General features: G+C 62.8%; 21 protein-coding genes. 13 read left to right on the top strand and 8 right to left on the bottom strand.

Annotation, left to right across the window (positions count from 1 at the left end; genetic code table 11):
• Positions 1-28 precede the first annotated feature (28 nt).
• The 7 genes from garL to PJE01S_RS06340 form a co-directional block, all read right to left on the bottom strand.
• Positions 29-811 carry a 2-dehydro-3-deoxyglucarate aldolase gene (gene garL, locus PJE01S_RS06370; protein WP_068832326.1) on the bottom strand — a complete coding sequence of 261 codons (783 nt, stop codon included), beginning with the start codon at positions 809-811 and terminating at the stop codon, positions 29-31.
• 88 nt (positions 812-899) lie between these two features.
• Positions 900-2489, bottom strand: a complete 1590-nt coding sequence (gene garD, locus PJE01S_RS06365; protein WP_068832325.1) for a galactarate dehydratase — start codon at positions 2487-2489, stop codon at positions 900-902.
• A gap of 50 nt (positions 2490-2539) precedes the next feature.
• Entirely contained in the window at positions 2540-3892 is a 1353-nt protein-coding gene (locus tag PJE01S_RS06360; protein ID WP_068832324.1) for a TRAP transporter large permease, read from the bottom strand.
• The gene (locus PJE01S_RS06355; RefSeq protein WP_068832323.1) at positions 3883-4377 is read right to left on the bottom strand and encodes a TRAP transporter small permease; all 495 of its coding nucleotides are present in this window, start codon (positions 4375-4377) and stop codon (positions 3883-3885) included. Before PJE01S_RS06355 ends, PJE01S_RS06360 begins: the two co-directional genes overlap by 10 nt.
• A gap of 87 nt (positions 4378-4464) precedes the next feature.
• Positions 4465-5451 carry a TRAP transporter substrate-binding protein gene (locus tag PJE01S_RS06350; RefSeq protein WP_068832322.1) on the bottom strand — a complete coding sequence of 329 codons (987 nt, stop codon included), beginning with the start codon at positions 5449-5451 and terminating at the stop codon, positions 4465-4467.
• A gap of 121 nt (positions 5452-5572) precedes the next feature.
• On the bottom strand, positions 5573-6481 hold the full coding sequence (locus PJE01S_RS06345) for an SMP-30/gluconolactonase/LRE family protein (RefSeq protein WP_068832321.1): 909 nt from the start codon (positions 6479-6481) through the stop codon (positions 5573-5575).
• A 4-nt stretch (positions 6482-6485) separates the two neighbouring features.
• The gene (locus tag PJE01S_RS06340) at positions 6486-7295 is read right to left on the bottom strand and encodes an NAD-dependent epimerase/dehydratase family protein (protein WP_068832320.1); all 810 of its coding nucleotides are present in this window, start codon (positions 7293-7295) and stop codon (positions 6486-6488) included.
• A gap of 153 nt (positions 7296-7448) precedes the next feature.
• Here PJE01S_RS06340 and PJE01S_RS06335 point away from each other — a divergent pair, with 153 nt between their 5' ends.
• From PJE01S_RS06335 to PJE01S_RS06280, 12 genes are all read left to right on the top strand, one after another.
• Positions 7449-8294, top strand: a complete 846-nt coding sequence (locus PJE01S_RS06335; RefSeq protein ID WP_245660655.1) for a FadR/GntR family transcriptional regulator — start codon at positions 7449-7451, stop codon at positions 8292-8294.
• A 398-nt stretch (positions 8295-8692) separates the two neighbouring features.
• Positions 8693-9673: a Bug family tripartite tricarboxylate transporter substrate binding protein gene (locus PJE01S_RS06330; RefSeq protein ID WP_068832319.1), complete on the top strand. Its 981-nt coding sequence runs from the start codon at positions 8693-8695 to the stop codon at positions 9671-9673.
• A 2-nt stretch (positions 9674-9675) separates the two neighbouring features.
• Positions 9676-10737, top strand: coding sequence for a Gfo/Idh/MocA family protein (locus PJE01S_RS06325; protein WP_068832318.1), 1062 nt, complete (start codon positions 9676-9678; stop codon positions 10735-10737).
• Between the two features lie 205 nt (positions 10738-10942).
• Positions 10943-11266 (top strand): winged helix-turn-helix transcriptional regulator, encoded by a 324-nt coding sequence (locus PJE01S_RS06320; protein WP_068832317.1) that lies wholly within the window; start codon positions 10943-10945, stop codon positions 11264-11266.
• 479 nt (positions 11267-11745) lie between these two features.
• Positions 11746-12306: a nucleotide exchange factor GrpE gene (gene grpE, locus PJE01S_RS06315; protein WP_068832316.1), complete on the top strand. Its 561-nt coding sequence runs from the start codon at positions 11746-11748 to the stop codon at positions 12304-12306.
• 135 nt (positions 12307-12441) lie between these two features.
• Positions 12442-14382 (top strand): molecular chaperone DnaK, encoded by a 1941-nt coding sequence (gene dnaK, locus PJE01S_RS06310; RefSeq protein WP_068832315.1) that lies wholly within the window; start codon positions 12442-12444, stop codon positions 14380-14382.
• Between the two features lie 114 nt (positions 14383-14496).
• Positions 14497-15636, top strand: a complete 1140-nt coding sequence (gene dnaJ, locus PJE01S_RS06305) for a molecular chaperone DnaJ (protein ID WP_068832314.1) — start codon at positions 14497-14499, stop codon at positions 15634-15636.
• Between the two features lie 290 nt (positions 15637-15926).
• On the top strand, positions 15927-17033 hold the full coding sequence (locus tag PJE01S_RS06300) for an S-(hydroxymethyl)glutathione dehydrogenase/class III alcohol dehydrogenase (RefSeq protein ID WP_068832313.1): 1107 nt from the start codon (positions 15927-15929) through the stop codon (positions 17031-17033).
• A gap of 59 nt (positions 17034-17092) precedes the next feature.
• Entirely contained in the window at positions 17093-17962 is an 870-nt protein-coding gene (gene fghA, locus PJE01S_RS06295) for an S-formylglutathione hydrolase (RefSeq protein ID WP_068832312.1), read from the top strand.
• 112 nt (positions 17963-18074) lie between these two features.
• Entirely contained in the window at positions 18075-19736 is a 1662-nt protein-coding gene (locus PJE01S_RS06290; RefSeq protein WP_068832311.1) for a phosphoethanolamine transferase, read from the top strand.
• A gap of 139 nt (positions 19737-19875) precedes the next feature.
• Entirely contained in the window at positions 19876-20658 is a 783-nt protein-coding gene (locus PJE01S_RS06285; protein WP_174548522.1) for a transporter substrate-binding domain-containing protein, read from the top strand.
• Positions 20659-20764: 106 nt separating this feature from the next.
• Entirely contained in the window at positions 20765-21433 is a 669-nt protein-coding gene (locus tag PJE01S_RS06280) for an amino acid ABC transporter permease (RefSeq protein ID WP_068832310.1), read from the top strand.
• A gap of 88 nt (positions 21434-21521) precedes the next feature.
• Here PJE01S_RS06280 and prpR read toward each other — a convergent pair whose 3' ends face one another.
• A complete protein-coding gene (gene prpR, locus PJE01S_RS06275) occupies positions 21522-23489 on the bottom strand; it encodes a propionate catabolism operon regulatory protein PrpR (protein WP_068832309.1) in 1968 nt (655 codons plus the stop codon).
• A 250-nt stretch (positions 23490-23739) separates the two neighbouring features.
• Between prpR and PJE01S_RS06270 the strand changes: the two genes are divergently transcribed.
• The gene (locus tag PJE01S_RS06270) at positions 23740-24729 is read left to right on the top strand and encodes a tripartite tricarboxylate transporter substrate binding protein (protein WP_068832308.1); all 990 of its coding nucleotides are present in this window, start codon (positions 23740-23742) and stop codon (positions 24727-24729) included.
• The last annotated feature ends 2 nt before the right edge of the window (positions 24730-24731 follow it).

The raw sequence follows: 24731 nt of genomic DNA, 5'->3' as shown, positions 1-24731 counted from the left end.
AAAAGATTCAAAAAAAATGATGCGCCAATCAGGCGCCGTAGCGCTCACGCAAGGCCTGCGTTCCCGCGCGGAAGATGCCCAGGTCGCTGCCCACGGCCACAAGGGTCGCGCCCATGTCCATGTAGCGCCTGGCGTCAAGCTCGACCGGTGCCAGAATGCCTATAGGCTTGCCGCAGGCCCTGGCGTTGGCAAACACACTGGCAATGGCTTGCTGCACGTCCGGATGGCCAGCGTTGCCCAGGTGGCCCAGGCCCGCCGCGAGATCGGACGGCCCGACAAAAATGCAGTCCACGCCCTCGGTCTCCGCAATCGCTCGGGAGGCAGCCACGCCGGCCTGGCTTTCGATTTGCACGGCCACGCAGATCTGCTCGTTGATGCCCTTGAAATAGTCGGGCACGGTGCCGTAGCGGTTGCTGCGCTGGGAGACGGAGACACCGCGGATGCCTTGCGGCGGATAGCGCGTGGCAGCGACCGCGCGCTGCGCCTCGTCCGCGCATTCGACAAAGGGCACCAGAAAGTTGTAGAACCCGGCGTCCAGCAGGCGCTTGATCTCGACGGCGTTGTTGCTGGTCGGGCGCACAAAGGGGGCGCTGGGGCTGTCTTTCAGCGCCATCAGCTGAGGGATGAAGGTGGCCACATCGTTGGGCGAATGCTCGCCGTCCAGCAGTATCCAGTCGAAGCCGGCAACGCCCAGCACCTCGGTGGTGATGGCGTTGGCCAGTGAGGACCAGCAGCCAATCAGTTTTTTACCCGCAAGCAGATCCCGCTTGAAGCTGTTGGGGTAACTCTGGTAAGGGGTCGCTTGTGTCATGGAATTTCTCTTTTAGTCGGTCAATCGGTCTGGTCTGTACGGCCTGTATGGTCGGCTCGACCTGTCGGGGCTTGCCCGTGCATCACCATCAGGTGATGGGCGCCGGGTTGAAAAGCACCAGCGCGTTGTGCAGCTTCCAGTGCTCGGCCCAGGTTTTCTTGCGGCCGCTGGCCACCTCCAGCATGAAATGGAAAAGCTCCCAGCCCACCTCTTCGATGGACGCATCGCCGTCGGCGATACGCCCGGCGTTGATGTCCATCAGGTCGTGCCAGCGCCTGGCCAGGTCGCTGCGCGTGGCGACCTTGATGACAGGCACCTCCGCCAGGCCATAGGGCGTGCCGCGGCCCGTCGTGAACACATGCAGGTTAATGCCCGCGGCCAGTTGCAGCGTGCCGCAGATGAAATCGCTGGCCGGCGTGGCGGCGTAGATCAGCCCCTTCTGCCTGACTTTTTCGCCCGGCGACAGCACGCCGCTGATGGGCGCCGTGCCCGATTTCACGATGGAGCCCATGGCCTTCTCGACGATATTGGACAGGCCGCCCTTCTTGTTGCCCGGTGTGGTGTTGGCGCTGCGGTCCACACGGCCCTTTTGCAGGTAGGCGTCGTACCAGGCCATTTCACGGATCATGGCCTCGGCCACTTCAGGCGTGCTGGCCCGCGAGGTCAGCTGGTCGATGCCGTCGCGCACCTCGGTGACTTCCGAAAACATCACGGTGGCACCGGCGCGCACCAGCAGGTCGGTGGCAAAGCCCACGGCCGGGTTGGCCGTGACGCCGGAGAAGGCATCGCTGCCGCCGCATTGCACACCCACCACCAGTTCGCTGGCCGGCACGGTCTCGCGCCGGCGGGCATCCAGCCGCTCCAGGTGCAGCAAGGCCGTCTCCATGATGGAGTCGATCATGGACATGAAGCCGACATGATTTTCCGACTGCAGGCAAACCACGTCCAGCCCGGCATCGGCGTTGACGCCGACATCGGCCACATTGCGTTCATCGATGATCTGTATGCTGCCCGGCGGCAGCAGGCGCTCGGGCTGCAGCTTCTCGCAGCCCAGGCTGACCACCATCACCTCGCCGCCAAAGTTGGGGTTGAGCGAGATGTTGCGCAGGGTGCGAATCGGAATGACCGCGTCGGGCGCATCGATGGCCACGCCGCAGCCGTAGCTGTGCTCCAGGCCCACCACGTCGTCCACATTCGGAAAGCGCGGCAGCAGCTCTTCCTTGATGCGCTTGACGGCGAACTCCACCACGCCGGCCACACACTGCACCGTGGTGGTGATGGCGAGGATGTTGCGGCTGCCGACTGAGCCGTCCGGGTTGCGGTAGCCCTCGAAGGTGTAACCCTCCAGCGCAGGCAGGGGCTCAGGCTTCACGGTGGCGATGGGCAGATTGTCCAGGCCCCTCGCATCCGGCATTTCCAGCAGCCGCTCATGCACCCAGCTGCCGGCCTGAATGTCTTTCAGGGCATAGCCTATGGGCACGTTGTAGCGCAGCACGGCGCTGCCCTGGGGCAGATCGACCAGCGCCACCTTGTGCCCCTGCGGCACGCGCTCGCACAATCGCAGGCCGTCGGCGAAGGTGGCGCCCGCGGGCAGGCCGCCATCGTTGGCGACAATCGCGACGTTGTCGCGCGGGTGCATGCGGATGTGGAGCGGCGATCGCGGGGTGGCGTTACTCATTGCAGTGTCTTTGAAATGCACGTTGGGAAAGCATCAATGTACGCCCCTGGTTACAGCACCGGGTGCCCGGTGATCAGTGACGGCAGCCAGGTGGAAAACGCCGGCACGTAGGTCACCAGGGTGATGGCGATGCAGATGGCCAGGTAATACGGCCAGGCCGTTTTTGTCGCCTCCCCGATGGAAATTTTTCCGATCGCACACCCCACGAACTGAACCGTCCCTACGGGGGGATGGACAAGCCCCAGCGCGCAGTTCAACAGCAGCATCATGCCGAACTGCACCGGGCCGACGCCCATCTGGATCGCCAGCGGCAAGAACAAGGGCGTGGTGATCAGGATGTGCGCCGCCATGTCCAGGAAAATGCCCAGGATGATCTGGATGATGTTGATATACAGCAGCATCACCCAGGGCGTTGTCGTTGCAGTCAGCAGCGCGGCCTCAATCGCGTCCGGTATTTCCAGGTAAGCCATCTGGTAGCGCAGCATGTTGGACACGCCGATCAGCAGCAGGATCACGCCGGTGGTCTTGGACGCCTTGGCCAGAGACTTGAGCAGCTTCTGCTTGTTCATGGTGCGGTAAATGAAGACCGTCAGCAACAGCGAATAGGTCACCGCAATGGCCGCCGCCTCGGTGGCGGTCGCAATGCCCTCCATGATGAAAAAGAGAATGATGACCACCACCATCAAGCCCGGGAGCGATGCAATGAAGGTGCGCAGCACCGCGTTCCAGCCCGGAAACCGCTCGACCATGGTCGAGCCATCCGCACGCTTGGGATAGCCATACTTCACGGCCTGCCAGTAGGCAGTGACCAGCATGCACACCATGATCCAGAAGCAGGGAACCAAGCCGGCAAACATCAGGTCGCCGATGGAGACGCCCTTGATGACATGCCCGCCAATCATTCCGGTAGCGGCCTGCGCGGCGAACGCGTAGATGATCATGTTGTGCGACGTCGGCATCAGCGCGCCCGACAGGGATGCATGCGTCGTCACGTTGACGGCGTAGGCGGCGCTGTAGCCCTCCCGCTTCATGATGGGAATCATGACGCCGCCCATGGCCGAGGTATCAGCCACGGGGGAGCCGGACACCCCGCCGAACAGCGTGGAGGCCACGACGTTCGCCAGGCCCAGGCCGCCCTTCCAGTGGCCCACCAGGCTGCGCGCGAAGTTCACGATCTTGTCGGCAATGCCGCCGTGCAGCATCAACTCGCCGGAAAAGATGAAAAACGGAATGGCGAGAAAGGAAAACACGTTCATGCCGGAGACCATCATCTGGATGGCCGTTTCAAACGGCAGGCCTTCCACGGCAAACGTCGCCAGGCAACTCAGCCCGATCGCGAATGCGACCGGCACGCCCAGCAACAGGAAAACAACGAAGCTCAGACAGAGAACGGTCAATGCCATGATGGGACCACTTCCTTACCGGTGAATTGAGCAAGCAGGTGCTCTATGGAGAACAAGGCGATGAGGACCCCGGCAATAAGGATGGGCACATAACGGACGGCCTCGGAAAGTCCCAGCGTGGGAATCGTGCTGCCGTGTGTCGACACGGCCATCTCGGCGCCGCCGGCGAACAGCATGATCGCAAACCCGACGGTCAGGACATAGACGACGGCCTCGCACCAGAACTGGGCTTTTGCTGGAAGCACGGCAACCAGCGAATCCAGACCAATGTGGCCGGCATCCCGCACGCCCGCGGAAGCGCCGAACATGGCCACCGAAATCACCAGCAGCAGGGCGACCTGCTCGACATAAGGGGGGGCGTCATTGAAAACATAACGCAGGACGACACCATAGACGACCACAGCCAGCAGCCCGGCCAGGCAGAGACAGGCCAGATACATCGTCCAGCGCGACAATCGCGCATTCAACGCCGAAAAAAAATCCATTATTTTTCCTCCTGAACGGCCCTCGGCGCGGAAATGCGCCGAGGGGTTCAACTAAAACTGGCTAGCAAGCCAGATGGCGAATAAAGATTACTTCGCGTTGACGATGTCCTGAACCAAGGCCTTGAGTTCCGGCGTGTTCGTGTACTTGTCCCAGACCGGTTTTTCGGCCTCGACAAAGCCCTTGCGGTCGATTTCGGACACCGAAACAATCTTCGCGCCACCCTTGATCACGGCGGCCTTGGCATCTTTTTCCTTGGCTTCCCACAGCTTCACGTAAAACGGAACCGAGGCCTTGGCGGCCTTGCGGATGGCGGCCTGCTCCTCGGGCTTGAGCGTGTCCCAGATCTTCTTCGAGAACACCAGAATCTCGGGTGACATCGAGTGCATGGTTTCGGAGTAGACCGGCGCCGACTCGAAGTGCTTGGCCTCGTCGTAGGAGGGGTAGTTGTTTTCAGCGGCATCCAGCAGGCCGGTCTTCAGGCCGGTGTAGACCTCGGCGAAAGGCATTGGCGTGGCCGAGGCGCCCATCGCGCCGACCAGGCTGACCCACAGGTCCGAGGGCTGCACGCGCAGCTTCAGGCCCTTCATGTCGGCAATCGACTTGATCGGCTTCTTCGCGTAGATCGAGCGCGCGCCGCTTTCGTACAGCGCCAGGCCGACGAAGCCGGCCTTCTCGAAGGCAGCCAGGATCTTGTCGCCCTGCGGCCCGTACATGGTCTTGCGGAAGTGCTCAATGTCGCGGAACAGGAAAGGCAGCGCCGGCACCACGGACTCGGGCACGATGCCGTTGAAGGACGCGGTGTTGACACGCACCATGTCCAGCGCGCCGATCTTCACCTGCTCGACGGTGTCCTTCTCGGAGCCCAGCGAGCTGTCGCCGAAGATCTTGATGTTGTCCTTGCCGCCGGTCGCCTTGGAAAGCTCGTCGCCCATGAACTTCACCGCCTGATTCGTCGGGAAATCCTTGGCATGCACGTCGGCCGAGCGGAAATTGCGCGCCATGGCGGTTGTCGCCGTCATGGCAAACAGGGCGACCACCACCAGGCCGGATATTTTTTTGAGCTTGAAATTCATAAGGTCTCCTTGATAAACAAAAACGGCTTTCGCCAGGGATGGGGTACGCGCGGAAAATTCTTTGCCATACCTTTGCACTTGATCGCCCTGCCAACTTTCAGCGTCAACCCGGCGACATGACTCAGGCAGACTGCGGACACGCGGGCTCGGGCAGCCCGCGCACGCCGGGGCGCAACGCAAACACACCACCGGCCAGCGGCTGGTCAGATAAATCGACGCCCTCCGGGCGGATCGACGTCACGAACAGGGTGTCCAGGCCGGCGCCACCGAAGGCGCACATGGCCGGCTTCTTCACGGGCACGGCCAGCGAGCGGTCCAGCTTGCCGTCCGGCGTGAAGCGGTGCACCAGCCCGGCATCGTTTCCGCAGATCCAGTAGCAGCCGTCGGCATCCACCGCCGCGCCGTCCGGGCGTCCGGGCAAGGGATTCATGTCGATGAACAGCCGGCGATTGGAGGGGGTTCCCGTCTCAATGTCGTAGTCGAAGGCCCAGACCGACTGCACCGAAGGGTGGGAATCGGAGAGGTACATGGTGCGCCCATCGGGACTGAAAGCCATGCCGTTGGGGGTGATGAAGCCGTCCAGCAGTTTTGTCAGTTCGCTACTTTTTCCATAGCTGTATACGCAGCCTACACGGGCGCCGGCGGCCATATTCATCAACATCGTTCCGGCCAGGAAACGGCCCTGGCGGTCGCAGCGGCCATCGTTGAAGCGCATGCCTTCCATGGCATGGCTGACGGGCGCAAGACGTTCAAAGCCCAGCCCTCCATCGGCTTGCGGCTGCAGCCTGAAAATGCCGCTTTCGGCGCCGGCGATCCAGCCGGCCGCCGTCCCCATGGGAGCGATACAGGCCAGCATTTCAGGCGCCAGCCAGCTGCTGGCCTGCCCGGTGGCCGGCGTCCAGCGGCACAGCTTGCGCGCCGGGATATCGACCCAGTACAGCGCCTGCTCCGCGGCCAGCCAGACCGGGCTTTCACCCGTTCCATTGCGCGCGTCGAGCACCAGCTCTGCTTTTGTGATGTCGCGGCTCATGCTGCTAGTCGCCGAACGGGCCGGCCACGACAAAGCCGCCGCCCTGGTACTGGGCGACCGGGTCCTTCAGGTCGGGCGGCGGCGTGCGCGCATACACCGCCTCACGGAAGACGTCGGAACTGTCCTGCGGCACGTAGCCGATATGGCGGGCCCGGCTGTTGTCCCACCAGGTCACGGCGTTGTTGGACATGCCGAAGATGATGCTGTGCCCCAGCACCGGCGTGGTCAGGCAGGCGGTGATCAGGCGGTGCAAATCGTCAAAGCTCAGCCAGGTGGCCAGCATGCGGCGATCCCTGGGTTCGGCAAACGAGGAGCCTATGCGCACACAGGCGGTTTCTATGCCGTAGCGGTCAAAGTAAAACCGCGACAGGTCTTCCCCGAAGGCCTTGCTCAGCCCGTACAGGCCATCAGGCCGCGCCGGGTGGTCAGCGGTGATGGTTTCATCCTGGCGGTAAAAGCCCGTGACATGGTTGGAGCTGGCAAACACCACGCGTTTGACGCCATGCTTGCGCGCCGCCTCATACAGGTTGTAGACACCGAGAATATTGGCCTGCAATATCGGGCCGAACGGCCCTTCTACCGACATGCCGCCCAGGTGGACGATGGCATCCACGCCCTCCACCATCTGGCTGACGGCCGCGGCATCGGCCAGGTCGGCGAGCACCACCTCTTCCCCCGCAAGCGCCTCGCCAAAGGCTTGCACATCGGACAGGCGAAGCACCGAACAATTGGCCTTCAGGCGCTCGCGCAGGGCCTTGCCCAAACCGCCCGCAGCGCCCGTCAGCAACAGCTTTTCATGAACTTTGATGGTCATTTTTGAGTCTTGGGTCCGGTGTTTATCGCCAAGCAGCGAGCACTGGACTTTTCTTTGAAGTTTGTTAAAGTCAACCCATTACCGCATCAGTCGTAGGTTGTCTGATGACTGAGAATTCTCAGGCCCTCCTTTTTGCTTGTCAATTGTTTTTCAATGTCCTCAGTGAAAACCCCTAGCCGCGCCGAAGCCAGCCTGACGCCCTCTTTTGCCGAGGCGCCGCTGCGCGCGCGCCGTCCCCGCGGACTGGTCGGCGAAATCGTCGAAAACCTGACCGCCAGCATCCGCGAAGGACGGCTCCAGCCGGGCGCAAAGCTGCCCACCGAAGCCGAAATCATGGCCCGCTTCGATGTCAGCCGTACCGTGGTCCGCGAGTCGCTGTCCAGGCTCCAGGCGTCCGGCCTGGTCGAAACCCGGCACGGTATCGGCACCTTTGTCTTGCCGCCGCAGGAGGCGGGAAACTTCAAAATCACCGCCGAAGATTTCGCCACCGTGGCCGACGTCATCTCGGTGCTGGAGCTGCGCATCAGCCTTGAGACGGAGGCCGCTGGCCTCGCCGCCCAGAGGCGGACACCGGAAAACCTGCTGGCCATGGAAAATGCCCTGCGGGCCTTCCAGGACTCCATCAGCCTGGACTCCGACGCGGTGCCGCCCGACTTCCAGTTCCATATGGAGGTCGCCCGCTCCACCGGCAACCGCCACTTTGCCGACCTGATGACCTACCTGGGCACCATGATCATTCCGCGCACCCGCGTGAACACGGCGCACAGCGCGCCCGAGGGCCGCTTCAATTACCTGCAGCGTGTCCACAGCGAGCACGAGAGCATTTACAACGCCATCCGCAACCAGGATGCGGAGGCGGCACGCGCCGCCATGCGCACCCACTTGAGCAACAGCCGGGAACGCCTGCGCCGGGGCAACAACGCACACACCATGCAAAACCCGGATGGCGGGACGAACAGCCCCTTGCCGGCGGGCATGACGACAAACCCGCCTGTCTAAACAAAAATCAAGTTGTACGATAACTGACAATAATTTATCCACCCTCAAGACAACCGGCATGCCCGCCTCCACCGCGTCCCAGCCCGCAACGCCCCAGACACCATGCATGACCCGGCTTTGGCTGATCCCCGTCGCCGGGCAAGACGGCATGCGGCCCAAACTGAGCGGCGCGCATGGTCCGTTTTTCCCCCGCAAGCCGCTGATCCGGACGGACAGCTCCGGCCGTGCCTGCCGCGCGGCATGGTTCGCCGAGCGCGTATGCCGTCATCGCCTGGAAAGTTAGAAGCGTCCAACGGTTTCAGCGTGAATTTGACCTGACTTCCCCCCAGTACGGCGCCTCGGGGACGGTATCCCCCGAGGCGCCTTGTTTAATAAGAAATACCATCACAGGAGACCACATGCAACGCCGTTCCTTCATGCTTTCCACGCTCGCCTCAGCCATCGCCGGCGCGGTGGCCCTTCCCGGCTGGGCCCAGGACAAATGGCCCACCAAGCCCGTGACCTACATCGTGCCCTTTCCGGCCGGCGGTACCACCGACATCCTGGGCCGGCTGATAGGGCAAAAGCTGGGCCCGGCCCTGGGCACCACCATCGTGGTGGACAACCGGGGCGGCGCCGGCGGCAGCGTGGGCTCCGAAGTCGCCTCACGCGCACCCGCCGACGGCTACACCCTGCTGGGCGGCACCATCAGCTCGCACGCCATCAATGTGAGCCTCTACCCCAGGCTGGGCTACGACCCGGTCAAGTCGTTTACCCCCGTGACGCTGATAGGCACCAATCCCGTGGTGCTGATCGTCGGCCAAAACAGCCCCTACAAGAGCCTGCAGGACGTGCTCGCCGCCGCCAGGGCCAAGCCCAAAACCATCTCGTCGGCCTCCGCCGGCAACGGTACCTCGCAGCACCTGGCCCTGGAGCTGCTGGGTTTCAAGTCGGGCACGCAATTCATCCATGTGCCCTACAAGGGGAGCGGTCCGGCGATTCAGGACGTGATTGGCGGCCAGGTCGACATGATGTTCGACACCACCGTGGTGGCCGGCCCCCATATCCAGAGCGGCAAGGTGCGCGCACTGGCCGTCACTTCTGCCAAGCGGCTGGAATCGCTGCCCAGCGTGCCCACGGTGGCCGAGTCGGGTGTGCCCGGTTTTGAAGTCCTGTCCTGGCAAGCCATTTTTGCGCCTGCAGGTACGCCCAGGCCTCTGGTTGAAAGGCTGCATGCCGAAATCGCAAAAATCCTGCAGCAGCCCGAGATGCAGGAGCGCCTGAAAGCACTGGGCATGCAGCCTTCGGCCATGGCCATGGACCAGTTCGCGAGCTTCCAGAAGGCGGAAGTCGAGAAATGGGCCCAGGTCATCAAGGCCGCCAACATCAAGCTCGAATAAGCATGCCCAACCTTGTTTCCGCGCGGCTGCGCCTGGCCGTCATTGGGGCCGGACTCGCCTCGGCCCCTCATTTCCAGAGTCTGGACGATCTCGCCGACCAGGCGGAGGTCGTCTGGGTCTATGGGCGAAGTGCCGAGCGCCTGGCCGCCGTGCGCGTGCCAGCGGGCGCCCGCAAGACCACGCGGCTTGAAGACATCCTGGAAGATGCCGGCGTGCAGGCCGTGCTGGTGCTGACGCCGGCCAACACCCACCTGGACATCGTGCAGCGCGCAGCCCACGCGGGCAAGCATGTGCTGGTCGAAAAGCCGCTCGAGATTGACCTGAACCGCGCCAATGCGCTGGTCGAGGCCTGTGAAGAAAACGGCGTCACGCTGGCCGTCATGCTGCAGCACCGCCTGCGCGAGGCCGCCCTGGGCATGCGGGCAGTGCTCGACGCCGGCCAGTTGGGCCAGCTGGTCAGCGCCGCGGCGTCCGTGCGCTGGTGGCGGCCGCAAAGCTATTACGACGAGCCGGGGCGCGGCACCCTGGCGCGGGATGGCGGCGGCGTGCTGATCACGCAAGCCATCCATACGCTGGACCTGCTGCTGAGTTTCACCGGCCTGCCCGAACGCGTGACCGGCCTGGCCAGCACCAGCCCCGTGCACCGCATGGAATGCGAAGACACGGCGGCCGCGCTGCTGCATTACGCCGGCGGCGCCGTGGCCGTCGTGCAGGCCACCACCGCCGCCTATCCCGGCTTTCCCGAGCGCATCGAGCTCAACGGCACCCACGGCAGCGCCACGCTGGAAGCGGGCGAGCTGCGGGTGATGTTGAGCGACGGTCAAACCATGACGCGGGGCGCCCGGCAGGCTTCGGGCGGCGGCGCCAACCCCATGCAATTCGACCATGCCGCCCACCGGGCCGTGCTGCAGGACTTCATTGCCGCCGTGCAAAGCGGCAGTGCGCCGGCCGTGACCGGGCGCTCGGCGCTCGGCGTGCAGCAAGTGATAGAAGCCATCATGGAGTCGTCGAAAACCGGCAGCACGATCTCGCTGCACCCGGCGGCACTGATTCCGGTGATGTAGGGCCAACTTGGACGCCGCAGAATTCCAGCACCTTTTTGCGCCCGTCCGCAACCGGGTTTTCCAAGAGTTTCAGGCCGCCAGTGCACATGCAGCGGGCGTTGGCAGCTATAAAACTCGTAGCAATCCGGAATTTGCGTTATATTTGGCGCCACGCTTTCCGTTACCAATCAACCGTGATCAAACCGTGACCAGAGGAGAAAACCCAATGAGTGCCAAAGAAAATGCAGCCGTAAGCCAGTTGCTTGAGCTGCTGGAATCACGTTATGCGCTGCGTGTGTTGTGGGCCCTGAAAGACGGCCATCCCCAGACCTTTCGCCTCCTTCAAGACAGCATTGGCAGCATCACGCCGAACACCCTGAACACCCGCATCAAGGAATTGCGCGCCGCCGGCCTGCTGGGCCATGGCAGCGATGGCTACACCGTCACCACGATGGGTGCCGACCTGCTCAAGCGCCTGAATGACCTGCAGGCCTTTGCCGGCAAGTGGGCCACCAACCAGACCAAGGTCGCCGTCGTCAAGAAAAAATAAACCCCCAGGCGCTCCGCGCTTGCAAAAAAAGACGGGCCTCGGGCCTGTTTTTTTTGCCGGAAAAACACCGGCAGGCCCGAAAGCGGTGACGCCGTCCGGCAAGCCAAAGCGGGCGGCGCCGGCGCAGACCCGGCCCCCGCGCCACCATTTCAGGCTGTTTTCAGCCTCCAGCCCAATCACAGCGGCCGCAAAAAGCTATCAATAGCATAGCAACCATGCGCCAACCCCTGGCTGGCGCCCCCACCCGGCGGCCGCCAGCCCGCCAGAGCCCCGGTTTCCCCCAGCATCTACAATCCGGCATGACCTTGGTGACGGCGGTTTGCGCCAGACGCCAGGCACGCCGGGGGTGGCTCAACAGACTCCCCCGCTGCGCCAGCCCTGTGGCTGAAAATTTCTGTCCCCCAGTGAAGCCCTTGCCTTGAAAAGGGCTTTACAACCCCCAGTTAAATAAATTATTAGCTTGAAACCTGTCATTGCGCATGTCTACAAATAACCAACCCGAGCAAGATCAACCCCTGACGGGCGCCCCCAGCCCTGAAGAGCTGGAAGCCGCCCAGGCCGCCAACGAGTTTGATGCCTTGACCGTGGCACAAGCCGAAATCGCCACCCTGCAAGCCAAAAACGCCGAACTGGCCGACAGTTACCTGCGTGCCAAGGCCGATGCCGAAAACGCCCGCCGCCGCGCCGAAGACGAAATCGCCAAGGCCCGCAAGTTCGCCGTGGAAAGCTTTGCGGAAAGCCTGCTACCCGTGGCCGACAGCCTGGAGGCCGGCCTGGCCATCACCGACGCCACGCTGGAACATATCCGCGAAGGCTCGGAAGCCACGCTCAAGCAGCTCAAGAGCGCACTCGAGCGCAACAAGGTGGTCGAAATCAATCCGGTCGGTGCCGCCAAGTTTGACCCGCACCTGCACCAGGCCATCAGCATGGTGCCGTCCGAGCAGGAAGCCAACACCGTGGTCAGCGTGCTGCAAAAAGGCTACCTGATTGCTGACCGTATGCTGCGCCCGGCCCTGGTGACCGTGGCGGCCCCGAAGTAAGCAGAAAAAAAGGGGTTGGAGCACTTGAAGTCACAAAACTTATCCACAAGTCATCAACAACTTGATCCACAAGGGCTGAAACATCAGCCGCCCCACCATCCAACCTTTAACGAATCAAAAAAGCAGGAGTAAATCATGGGAAAAATCATCGGCATCGACTTGGGCACCACCAACAGCTGCGTCTCCATCATGGAAGGCAACACCACCCGGGTCATCGAGAACTCGGAAGGCGCACGCACCACGCCGTCCATCGTCGCTTACCAGGAAGACGGTGAAGTGCTGGTGGGCGCGTCGGCCAAGCGCCAGGCGGTGACCAACGCCAAGAACACGCTCTACGCCATCAAGCGCCTGATCGGCCGCAAGTTCACCGAGAAGGAAGTGCAAAAGGACATCAACCTGATGCCCTACAAGATCGTGGCCGCCGACAACGGTGATGCCTGGGTCGAAGTGCGCAACAAGAAAATTTCCGCCCAGCAGGTCAGCGCCGACATCCTGCGCAAGATGAAGAAGACCGCCGAAGACTACCTCGGCGAGCCTGTCACCGACGCCGTCATCACGGTGCCGGCCTACTTCAACGACAGCCAGCGCCAGGCCACCAAGGATGCCGGCCGCATTGCCGGCCTGGACGTCAAGCGCATCATCAACGAGCCCACCGCTGCGGCCCTGGCCTTTGGCCTGGACAAGCAGGAAAAAGGCGACCGCAAGATTGCGGTGTATGACCTGGGTGGCGGGACGTTTGACATCTCCATCATCGAAATCGCCGACGTCGATGGCGAGAAACAGTTCGAAGTGCTGTCCACCAACGGCGACACCTTCCTGGGCGGCGAAGACTTCGACCAGCGCATCATCGACTACATCATCGGCGAGTTCAAAAAAGAGCAAGGCGTGGACCTGAGCAAGGACGTGCTGGCCCTGCAACGCCTGAAGGAAGCCGCCGAGAAAGCCAAGATCGAGCTCTCCAACAGTGCGCAGACCGACATCAACTTGCCCTACATCACGGCCGATGCCTCGGGTCCCAAGCACCTGAACATCAAGCTTTCGCGTGCCAAGCTGGAAGCCCTGGTCGAAGAACTGCTCGAGCGCACCATTGCCCCTTGCCGCACCGCCATCAAGGACGCAGGTGTCAGCGTGAGCGACATCCACGACGTGATCCTGGTCGGCGGCCAGACGCGCATGCCCAAGGTGCAGGAGATAGTCAAGGAGTTGTTCGGCAGGGAGCCGCGCAAGGACGTGAACCCCGATGAAGCCGTGGCCGTGGGCGCTGCCATTCAAGGCCAGGTCCTGTCCGGCGACCGCACCGACGTGCTGCTGCTCGACGTCACCCCGTTGTCCCTGGGCATTGAAACCATGGGCGGCGTGATGACCAAGATGATCAAGAAGAACACGACCATCCCGACCAAGTTTGCACAGACCTTCTCGACCGCGGAAGACAACCAGCCGGCCGTGACCATCAAGGTGTTCCAGGGCGAGCGTGAAGTGGCTGCCGGCAACAAGGCGCTGGGCGAATTCAACCTCGAAGGCATTCCGCCGGCAGCGCGCGGCACGCCGCAGATCGAGGTGTCGTTTGACATCGACGCCAACGGCATTCTGCATGTGGGCGCCAAGGACAAGGGCACCGGCAAGGAAAACAAGATCACCATCAAGGCCAGCTCCGGTTTGACCGAGGCCGAGATCCAGCAGATGGTCAAAGACGCCGAGCTGAACGCCGAAGAAGACAAGAAAAAAGTCGAATTCGTGCAGGCCAAGAACAATGCCGAAGCCATGGTGCACAGCGTGAAGAAATCGCTGAAAGAGTACGGCGACAAGCTGGACGCCGGCGAGAAGGAAAAAATCGAGACCGCCATCAAGGACATGGAAGAAGCACTCAAGGGCGAGGACAAAGCCGCCATTGACGCCAAGAACGCGGCCCTGATGGAAGCCAGCCAGAAACTCGGCGAAAAAATGTACGCCGACATGCAGGCTTCGCAGGCCGCCGGCGGCGATGCCGCCGGTGCGGCCGGTGCCGAACAGGCCCAGGCCAAGCCTGCCGACGACAACGTGGTGGATGCCGAAGTCAAGGAAGTCAAAAAGGGTTAAGACCCCGCTCGGGGTTTTGCCCCGATGCAGGCAAGCGGAATCCGGGCTTAAACACCCGGTTCCGCTTTCCCGTTTGCGGACCGCGGAATTTTTATTTACCGAACACGCATTTTCATGGCCAAAAAAGACTACTACGACACGCTGGGCGTCCCCAAGAACGCCAGCGATGAAGACATCAAGAAAGCCTATCGCAAACTCGCGATGAAGCACCACCCTGACCGCCACCAGGGTGAGACGTCCAAGGCGGCCGAAGAGAAATTCAAGGAGGCCAAGGAAGCCTACGAAATGCTTTCCGACAGCCAGAAGCGCGCCGCCTATGACCAGTACGGCCATGCGGGCGTGGACCCCAACATGCGCGGCGGTCCGGGCGCTGAGGGTTTTGGTGGATTCGCCGAAGCCTTCGGCGACATCTTCGGCGATGTGTTCGGCGGCCAGCGGGGTGACCAGCGGGGCGGCGGGCGCCAGGTCTACCGTGGCGGCGACCTGAGCTACGCCATGGAAATCACGCTGGAAGAAGCGGCCGAAGGCAAGGACGCGCAAATCCGCATCCCGAGCTGGGACGACTGCAGCACCTGCCATGGCAGCGGCGCCAAGCCCGGCACCAAGGTCGTCACCTGCACCACCTGCCACGGCCACGGCGTGGTGCAGATGCGCCAGGGCTTTTTCAGCGTGCAGCAGACCTGTCCGCAGTGCAAAGGCACCGGCAAGCTGATTCCCGAACCCTGTGTGGCCTGCCACGGCGTGGGCAAGACCAAAAACAACAAGACGCTGGAAGTCAAGATTCCGGCCGGCATTGACGACGGCATGCGCATCCGCTCCACCGGCAACGGCGAGCCCGGCACCAACGGAGGCCCGCCGGGCGACCTGTACATCGAGATCCGACTCAAAAAGCACGACATCTTCGAGCGCGACGGCGACGACCTGCACTGCGCCGTGCCCATCAGCTTCACCACGGCGGCACTGGGCGGCGAAATCGAAGTGCCCACGCTGTCTGGCAAGGCGGCCATCGACATTCCCGAAGGCACGCAGTCGAGCAAGCAGTTCCGCCTGCGCGGCAAGGGCATCAAGGGCGTGCGCTCCAGCTACCCCGGTGACCTGTACTGCCACATCACGGTGGAGACCCCCGTGAAGCTGACGGAACACCAGCGCAAGCTGCTCAAGGAACTGGACGAGTCGCTGAAAAAAGGCGGTGCCAAGCATTCGCCCAGCGAAGAAGGCTGGACCGACAAGCTGAAGAGCTTCTTCACGGCCTGAGTTCAGCGCCGGGTTTTGCGAGCGGCTCCTGGCCTCGCACACACGCCAATGCCGGACCTGTTCCGGCATTTTTTTTGAATGCGCCCGTATGGGCAGATCGCTATTTAATTCATAGCTATTCGCGCCCGTACCTAAAGGCCTGGAAGCCTATTTCCTTCAAAATCAAGCACTACAGACCAGGCCTTGCGCGTGTTACCCGGCACGCGCAAACGGGGTCTGGCTTATAGTGCCGATTCGCGCCTCGCACGCGCATCTTCTTCCTCGCTCCACTCTACGCAGATCGACACCCCATGAAAACCAAAGCCGCCGTCGCCTGGCAAGCAGGCCAACCCCTGACCATAGAAACCGTCGACCTGGAGGGCCCGAAGCTCGGCGAAGTGCTGGTCGAAATCAAGGCCACAGGCATCTGCCACACCGACTACTACACGCTCTCGGGCGCCGACCCGGAAGGCATCTTCCCCGCCATCCTCGGACATGAAGGCGCGGGCATCGTGGTCGATGTGGGCCCCGGCGTGACGACGCTCAAGAAGGGCGACCACGTCATTCCGCTCTACACGCCCGAATGCCGCCAGTGCAAGTTCTGCCTGTCGCGCAAGACCAATTTGTGCCAGCTGATACGCGGCACCCAGGGCAAGGGCCTGATGCCCGATGCCACCAGCCGCTTCAGCCTGGGCGGCCAGCCCATCTTCCACTACATGGGCACCTCGACCTTCAGCAACCACACGGTGGCGCCCGAAATTTCGCTGGCAAAAATCCGTGAAGATGCGCCCTTCGACAAGGTCTGCTACATCGGCTGCGGCGTCACCACCGGCATAGGCGCGGTGATCTTCACCGCCAAGGTCGAAGCCGGTGCCAATGTGGTGGTGTTCGGCCTGGGCGGCATTGGCCTGAACGTGATCCAGGGCGCCAGGATGGTGGGCGCCGACAAGATCATCGGCGTGGACATCAACCCGGCGCGCCAGGACATGGCCCGCCAATTCGGCATGACGCACTTCATCAACCCCAGGGAAGTCGAGAACGTGGTCGATGCCATCGTGCAGCTGACCGACGGCGGCGCCGACTACAGCTTCGAGTGCATAGGCAACACCCAGGTGATGCGCCAGGCGCTGGAATGCACGCACAAGGGCTGGGGCCGCAGCATCATCATAGGCGTGGCCGAAGCCGGCGCGGAGATCAGCACCCGCCCCTTCCAGCTCGTCACCGGGCGCAAGTGGGAAGGTTCGGCCTTTGGCGGCGCACGCGGGCGCACCGACGTGCCCAGGATCGTCGACTGGTACATGGAAGGCAAGATCAACATCGACGACCTGATCACCCACACCATGCCGCTCGAAGACATCAACAAGGGCTTTGACCTCATGAAGCGCGGCGAATCCATCCGCGGCGTCGTGCTTTATTAATCAAACAGCGCTCCAGCGCTTGCCAGTCAAGCGCTGGCCGCTATCAAATCAGTAGTCAAATGAACCCTACCCAACTCGAACTGCTGAGCGAGCAGGCCTGCTTTGGCGGCGTGCAGCGCTACTACCAGCATGCCTCGACGGAAATCGGCCTGCCGATGAAGTTTTCGGTCTATCTGCCGCCCCAGGCACAGCCAGGCGCCAGGGTGCCGGCCCTGCTCTACCTGGCGGGCCTGACCTGCAATGAGGAAACCTTCATGACCAAGGCGGGCGCGCAGCGTTGGGCGGCCGAACTGGGCCTGGCGCTGATTGCGCCCGACACCAGCCCGCGTGGCGCCGCTGTGCCCGGAGAGACGGAGAATTGGGACTTTGGTGTGGGCGCCGGTTTTTACCTTGACGCCTCGCAAGCGCCCTGGGCCACGCACTACCGCATGGAGAGCTACCTCACCGCCGAATTGCTGCCGCTGCTGACCCGCAGCCTGCCGCTGGATGCCGGCCGGATCGGCCTCTTCGGCCACTCCATGGGCGGCCACGGCGCCTTGACGCTGGCACTTAGACATGGTGATTTGTTCAAGTCAGTCTCGGCCTTTGCCCCCATCTGCGCCCCCAGCCAGTGCCCGTGGGGCCAAAAGGCCTTCACGGGCTACCTGGGCGCAGACCCCTCCACGTGGCAGGCGCACGATGCCACGGCATTGATGGGCGGCCGGTCCGGCACGCCCTACCCCGGCGGCATCCTGATTGACCAGGGCCTGGCCGACAAATTCCTCGCCGGGCAGCTGCACCCGCATTTGTTCGAAGCAGCCTGCGCCGCCGTCCGCCAGCCCCTCACACTGCGCCGCCATGCGGGCTACGACCACGGCTATTACTTCATCGCGACCTTCATGGAAGACCACCTGAAACACCATGCCCGCCAGTTGCTGGCCTGGGCGTGAGCCCGGCATGACCTAAGCCTGGCATAAGGCGCTACAAATACAATGCAACGCTATGTCGTTGCACGCTTCCTCCCCCCTGTTGACACCCGCTACCAAACCCGCTCCTCCACGCATGTTCCGCAAGGGCTCCAGAAATACCGGACAGGATGCCGACGGCATGCGGCAGTTCTGGCTGGTTGTGCTGGCCAGCCTCTGGATCGCCACCGTTTGCAACGTGGCGCTGTGGCGCGAGCTGGGCCGCCTGCCCGACCTGAGCGCAGGCCAGGCCGTCACCATCAGCATCGCGCTGGGGCTGGTGATTGCTCTGGCGACCATCGCCCTGCTCAGCCTGCTGGCCTGGCGCTGGACCCTCAAGCCCGTCATCACGATTTTCCTGGTCTCGGCCGCCTTGGGCGCCTATTTCATGATGGCCTATGGCGTGGTCATCGACCAGACCATGATGGTCAACACCTTGCAGACCGATGTGCGTGAAACGCGCGACCTGCTGAACTGGCGCCTGCTGGGCACGGTGGCAGCGCTGGCGGTGTTGCCCGGCTATTTCCTGTGGCGGCAAAAAGTCAGGCGCAAAGGCGCCGCGCGCCAGGTGCTCGCCAATGCCATGACCCTGATCGGCGCCTGCGCCCTGCTGGTGCTGGTGGTGATGCTGTTCTTTCAAAGCATCGCCTCGGTGATGCGCAACTACACGCATGTGCGCTACCTGATCAACCCGCTCAACTCCTTTTACGCCCTGGGCTCCATCGCGGCCAAACCCTTTCAGCGCGACGAGACCACCATCCTGCCCCTGGGCAAAGACGCGAAGCTGGGGGCCAGCTACACGGCCCAGGCCAAACCGCCCCTGCTGCTGCTGGTGCTGGGCGAAACGGCGCGCAGCGGCAACTTCGCCATCAACGGCTACAACCGCCCCACCACGCCCCGGCTGGCGCGGGAAAACATCGTCAGCCAGCACAACGCCTGGTCTTGCGGCACCAGCACGGCGGCATCGGTGCCCTGCATGTTTTCCAATTTCGGGCGCGACGCCTACGACTCGCGCCCCGCCAATTACGAGGGCCTGCTGGACGTGCTGCAGCATTCCGGCCTGGCCGTGCTCTGGATTGACAACCAGTCGGGCTGCAAGGGCGCCTGCGACCGGATTCCCAGCGTCGACACCACGCAGCTGAAGGTGCCCGGCCTGTGCGACGGCGGCGAATGTTTTGATGAGGTGATGCTGCAGGGCCTCGATGAGCGCATTGCCGCACTGCCCGCCGAACGCCGCGCCAAAGGCGTGGTGGTGGTGATGCACCAGATGGGCGGCCACGGTCCGGCCTATTACAAGCGCTCGCCCGCGGCCTTCAAGAAGTTCCTGCCCGAGTGCACCAGCAACTCCCTGCAAAGCTGCGATCGTGCGGCGCTGGTCAATGCCTACGACAACAGCATCGTCTACACCGACCACCTTCTGGGCGCCACCATCGACTGGCTTAAAACGCAGGAAGCGCGCAGCGCGCCCGCCATGCTTTACCTGGCCGACCACGGCGAGTCGCTGGGCGAAAACAACCTCTACCTGCACGGCATGCCCTACGGCATTGCGCCCGATGTGCAAAAACGCGTGCCCTGGATCACCTGGCTGTCGCCCCAGTTTGAGCAGCGCAGCAAGATCACCACCGCCTGCCTCAAGCAGCAACTCGACGCGCATGTGAGCCATGACAACTACTTCCATTCGGTCCTGGGCCTGATGAATGTGCAGACCAGCGTTTACCAGCCCGCGCTCGACATCTACGCGCACTGCGCCCAGCCCTGAGGGCCACCACCAAAAGCCAGGCGGCGCATTCGCCCTGATGCAAGCCCGGGCTTTTGGGCTGCCGGCTTTCCGCTTCCAAGGCCAGGTTTAATATTCGTTTTTTCGTCTCAACAAGAACCTCCTTATGCAAAGGTTGAATATGAATATTCGCAAAGCCCTGGCCTCCGGCCTTCTCCTCACACTCGCCTTGAGCGCCGGTGCCGCCGATTTGCTGGACACCGTCAAGCAGCGCGGCACGCTCAAGGTGGCCCTGGAAGGCACTTACCCGCCCTTTAACTACAAGGAAAACGGCAAGCTGGCCGGCTTTGAAGTCGAACTTGCCAACGCGCTGGCGCAAAAGCTGGGCGTCAAGGCCGAATTCACCACCAGCGAGTGGAGCGCCATCCTGGCGGGCCTGCAGGCCGGCAAATACGACGTGGTCATCAACCAGGTCGGCATCACCGACAAGCGAAAAGAGACCTTTGATTTCTCCGAGCCCTACACCGTCTCCAGCCCGCAGCTGATCATCCGCAAGAACGAAAAGCGCGAGTTCAAAACCCTGGAAGACCTCAAAGGCAAGAAGCTTGGCCTGGGCCAGGGCACCAACTTTGGCGACATGGCCAAAGCCGTCGGCGGCATCGACATCAAAACCTATCCCGGCGCGCAGGAATACCTGCAGGACCTGGCATTGGGCCGCATTGACGCAGCGTTGAACGACAGCCTGCTGATTCCCTACATCGTCAAGCAGACCAAGCTACCCCTCAAGCCCGGCGCCCCGGTGGGCGAGCTGGAAAAATCCGGCATTCCTTTCGTCAAGAACAACCCCAAGTTCAAGACCGCCATCGACAAGGCGCTGGCTGATCTGCAGGCCGACGGCAATTTCGCCAAAATTTCCAGCAAATGGTTTGACCGCGACGTGAGCAAACCGCCTGTCGCCAAATAAAACCCGGCGGGAACAAAGTAACATTCATTCAGCCGCGCGCCCCGAGCGCACCCGACGTCTGAAGCACCCCGGCTTGATGCCGGGGTTTTTATTTGTGGAGATTGCAATGGATTTTTCTGGCGTGCCCCAGTTGCTGCGCGATGCCCTGCCCCTGATGCTCACGGGTGCGGGGTGGACGCTGCTGCTGGCCGTGGCCTCCGTATTTTTTGGCGCCATCATCGGCACCCTGGTGGCCATCACGCGGCTGGCCAGGGTGCCCGGCCTGTCGCGGTTTGCCGCACTGTATGTCAGCTGCATGCGCGGCACGCCGCTGCTGGTGCAGCTGTTTGTGATTTACTTCGGCCTGCCCAGCATAGGCATCCAGTTTGAACCCATCACCGCCGGCATTCTGGGCTTGAGCCTGAACGTCGGCGCCTACCTGTCGGAGACGATTCGCGGCGCCATCAACGGCGTGGCGCATGGCCAGTGGGATGCCTCCCGCAGCCTGGGGCTCACGCAGGCCCAAACGCTGCGCTATGTGGTCGGCCCGCAAGCCTTGCGGCTGGCCGTGCCCAGCCTGTCCAACAGCCTGATCAGCCTCATCAAGGACACCTCGCTGGTGTCGGTGATTGCCGTGAGCGAGCTGATGCTGGCCACCAAGGAAGTCATCGCGACGACCTTCCAGCCCTTTCCGCTGTATCTCGCGGCAGCGGCGATTTACTGGGCCATGAGCGCGAGCTTTGAAGCGCTGCAGAAAAAGCTCGAAACACGCTTGAACCGGAGTTATCTGCGCTAAGCCGGCCCAACGGGGGCGGTCCAGGCGGTCCGGGCATGCGCATCCGCATGAGCCGCCGCGCCGGGAATGAAGGCCGGAACCGGCCCGCTCAGGCGCGCAATTTGCGCCAAAGCGTTGCCCGGCTGATACCCAGCCGCTTGGCAGCTTCCGCCTGATTGCCGGTGCATTCCGACAGCACGCTCTGCAAATGGGCTTTCTCCGTTTGCCGGGTGACGGCCTTGAGTTCGCCCGCCGCTGCGGGCGGCCGGGCACCGCTGCCAGCCACGCGCGGCCCATGCAGCTCGGGGAGCAGGCGCTGCAAATCGTCCGGACCCGGTATGCCGTGGAGGGCGATGCAGCCAATGGCCAGCCGCTCGGCGGCATTTTCAAGTTCCCGCACGTTGCCGGGCCAGCTGTGGGACATGAACAATGGCAGCACTGACTTGACGATGTCGCGCGCCTGGTCTTGCAGGCCGGCACGCTTGAACGCGGCATCGAACAGCGTCACGGCCAGCAGCGCCAGATCTTCCGGACGCTGCCGCAGCGGCGGGATCACCACCTGCAGGATGTTCAGGCGGTAAAACAGGTCTTGCCGAAACTGCTGTGCCTCCACCATGCCCAGCAAATCCCGGTGGGTGGCGGCAATGACGCGCACGTCGACAGGAATGGACTCGCGGCCGCCGACCCGCATGACCTCCTTTTCCTGCAGCACGCGCAACAGCCTGGTCTGCAGCACCAGCGGCATCTCCCCGATCTCGTCCAGAAAAATGGTGCCCAGGTGCGCTGACTCGAACAGGCCGGCTTTTCCGCCTCGGCGGGCACCGGTGAACGCACCGTCCTCGTAGCCAAACAGTTCGCTTTCCAGCAGTGACTCCGTGAACGCCCCGCAATTGATGGCCAGGAAAGGCTCCGCGGCACGCCGGCTGGCATTGTGAATCCCCTGCGCAATCAACTCCTTGCCAGTGCCGCTTTCGCCTGAAATCAGAACAGTGGCGTCGCTGCGCCTGGCATAGGTTTCGCATAGGGCAATCAGTTGCTTCATGCGCGTCGACACAGCCGCCACCTGGTGCAGGTGGTAGCGCGCGTGGCGGTTCTTGACCTGCTGGTGCAGGCGCAAACGGCTGGTGACCTGCTCGACGTCGCCCGAATCGATGACGGTCAGGACGGCGCCGGTTTGCACGCCTTGCTCAAAGACCGGAACCCGGTTGATGACCAGCGTGCGCTGACCGACCTGTTCCACGCTGCCCAGGTCGGGCCAGCCCCGCGTCAGCACCGAACCGGCGCGAACGGCCGGCAGCACCTCGCGCAGCGGCTTGCCCAGCCATTGCGCCATCGGTGTCTCCGGGCTGCCCGCCAGGCGCAGCATGGCCGGATTGACGGAGAGCACCTTCTGCGTCATGTCGATGGCCACGACGCCGTCGCTCAGATGCTGCAGCACCGCATCCAGCTGCGCATGGCGCGAGGCCTCCACATGCTTGATGCGTGCGATCTCCACGGCGTCCGAAAATGCTTCACGCGCCGAATCAAGTGAGTAGAGAAAGACGCCATGCAAGCCCAGCTCGTCCGCCAGGTTGGCGACCAGCCCCGGCCCCACCACCACCGCGATGCCCTGGGCCGCGAGCGCCCGGATGCAATGCCTGGCCTGGTCCGCCGTCTCGTAGGAGCGTTCCTTGATCGGCAAATCGAACAACCGGATGAATTTGCCCAGTTCCGGTGCCGTGGTTTTATGAGTCACGATGGCGATGCGGTCCGACACCTGCCGCGCGCGCGTCAGGGCGGCCAGGATGTCGAACCCGCCGACCTTGACCAGCACCAGGGGCAGCGCCAGATGCTCGCGCAAATAGGCGCCGTTGGAGCCGGCCGCCACAATCACATCGCAGCGCTCATGACGAAGACGCGCCTGAATCTCATCCACCGCGTCCGCGAAGCCTTTGTTGATGATGTGGATGTCGGCCTGCGCCGAGAACTCCGGCGCGATGCCCCGAAAGATGTCGGTCAGACGATAGGCGCTCACCGCCCAGATCACGGGATGATGCGCTATCGCGGCATGGCGGCTGGCGGTGTCTTCAGGACTCATGGGGCTGTCAGTGAATGCTGATTGGGTGGTCCGGATTATGGCCCGACGGTTTCAATTTTGAATAAATGCGCATATTTGCAACAAAAAAATGAAACGCCGCAACGACAAGCCCCAAAGGCATAAAAAATAATCAATCAAATCAATGACTTCATTGCTTTTTACCGTGAGCATCAGGCGGGCACACCTCTTGCCTACAGTGATCAGTCTCTCAACGGAGGCGAACCATTCAATAAGCATAAGGAGACCTGATATGAAGCCAGTCATCACGCGTCGCGATTTCGGCACCTTGGCGGTTGGCGCCCTGGGAGCAGTTGCCGCGCCTGCCGGTTTTGCGCAAAGCGGAACCTTCCCGGCGAAGCCCATCAAGATCATTGCGCCATTTGCCCCTGGCGGCGGCACCGACTACATCGCGCGCGTGGTGGCCACCAAGCTGGGCGAGCGTCTGAAACAGCCCGTGATCGTTGAAAACCGTCCCGGCGCCGGAGGTAACCTGGGGACGGAGCTGGCGCTCAAATCGCCGCCGGACGGCTACACGCTGCTGCTGGTGGCGGGCAGCTACACCGTCAACCCGAGCGTCTACAAGCTCAATTTCGATCCCATCGCCGACATGACGCCGGTCATCCAGCTGTCGCGCGGCGCCTATGTGTTGGTGGTCAACGCGGCGCTGCCGGTCAAGAGTCTTGCCGAGTTGCTGGACCTGATGCGCAAGGAGCCCGGGAAAATCGCTTACGGCTCCAGCGGCCAGGGCGGCCATCTTCATATCGTGACCGAATACATGCTGGACCTCGCCAAGGCCAAGGCCACGCATGTGCCCTACAAGGGCACCGGCCCCGCCGTCACCGACCTGATCGCCGGCAACGTGCAGATGATGTTCGCGGGCACCGAGGCCGTGATGCAGCATGTCAAGGCTGGCAAGTTGCGTGCGCTGGCCGTCGGCACAGCCAAGCGGCTTGCCGCGTTTCCGGACATCCCATCGGTGGCCGAGGCCGGTGTGCCTGGCTACGACGTGGTGGCATGGCATGGTTTGATTGCGCCCAAGGGCGTGCCGGCCCCCATTGTTGAGGCGTTGAACCGTGAAATCAATGCAACGCTGGCGACCAAGGAAATGGAGGACCGGCTCGCGATCAACGGTGTTGGCACGGCAGGCGGCTCGCCCGCACAGTTCGGCAGCTTGCTGCAGGCCGAAGTGGAGCGCTACGGCAAGGTGATCCGTCAGGCCGGCATCAAGGCGGACCAATGAGC

Source organism: Polaromonas jejuensis NBRC 106434 (genome assembly GCF_001598235.1).
GTDB classification, from domain to species: Bacteria; Pseudomonadota; Gammaproteobacteria; order Burkholderiales; family Burkholderiaceae_C; genus Polaromonas; species Polaromonas jejuensis.
The sequence above is the reverse complement of the archived record's forward strand: the minus strand, read 5'-3'. Positions and strand labels throughout refer to the sequence as shown.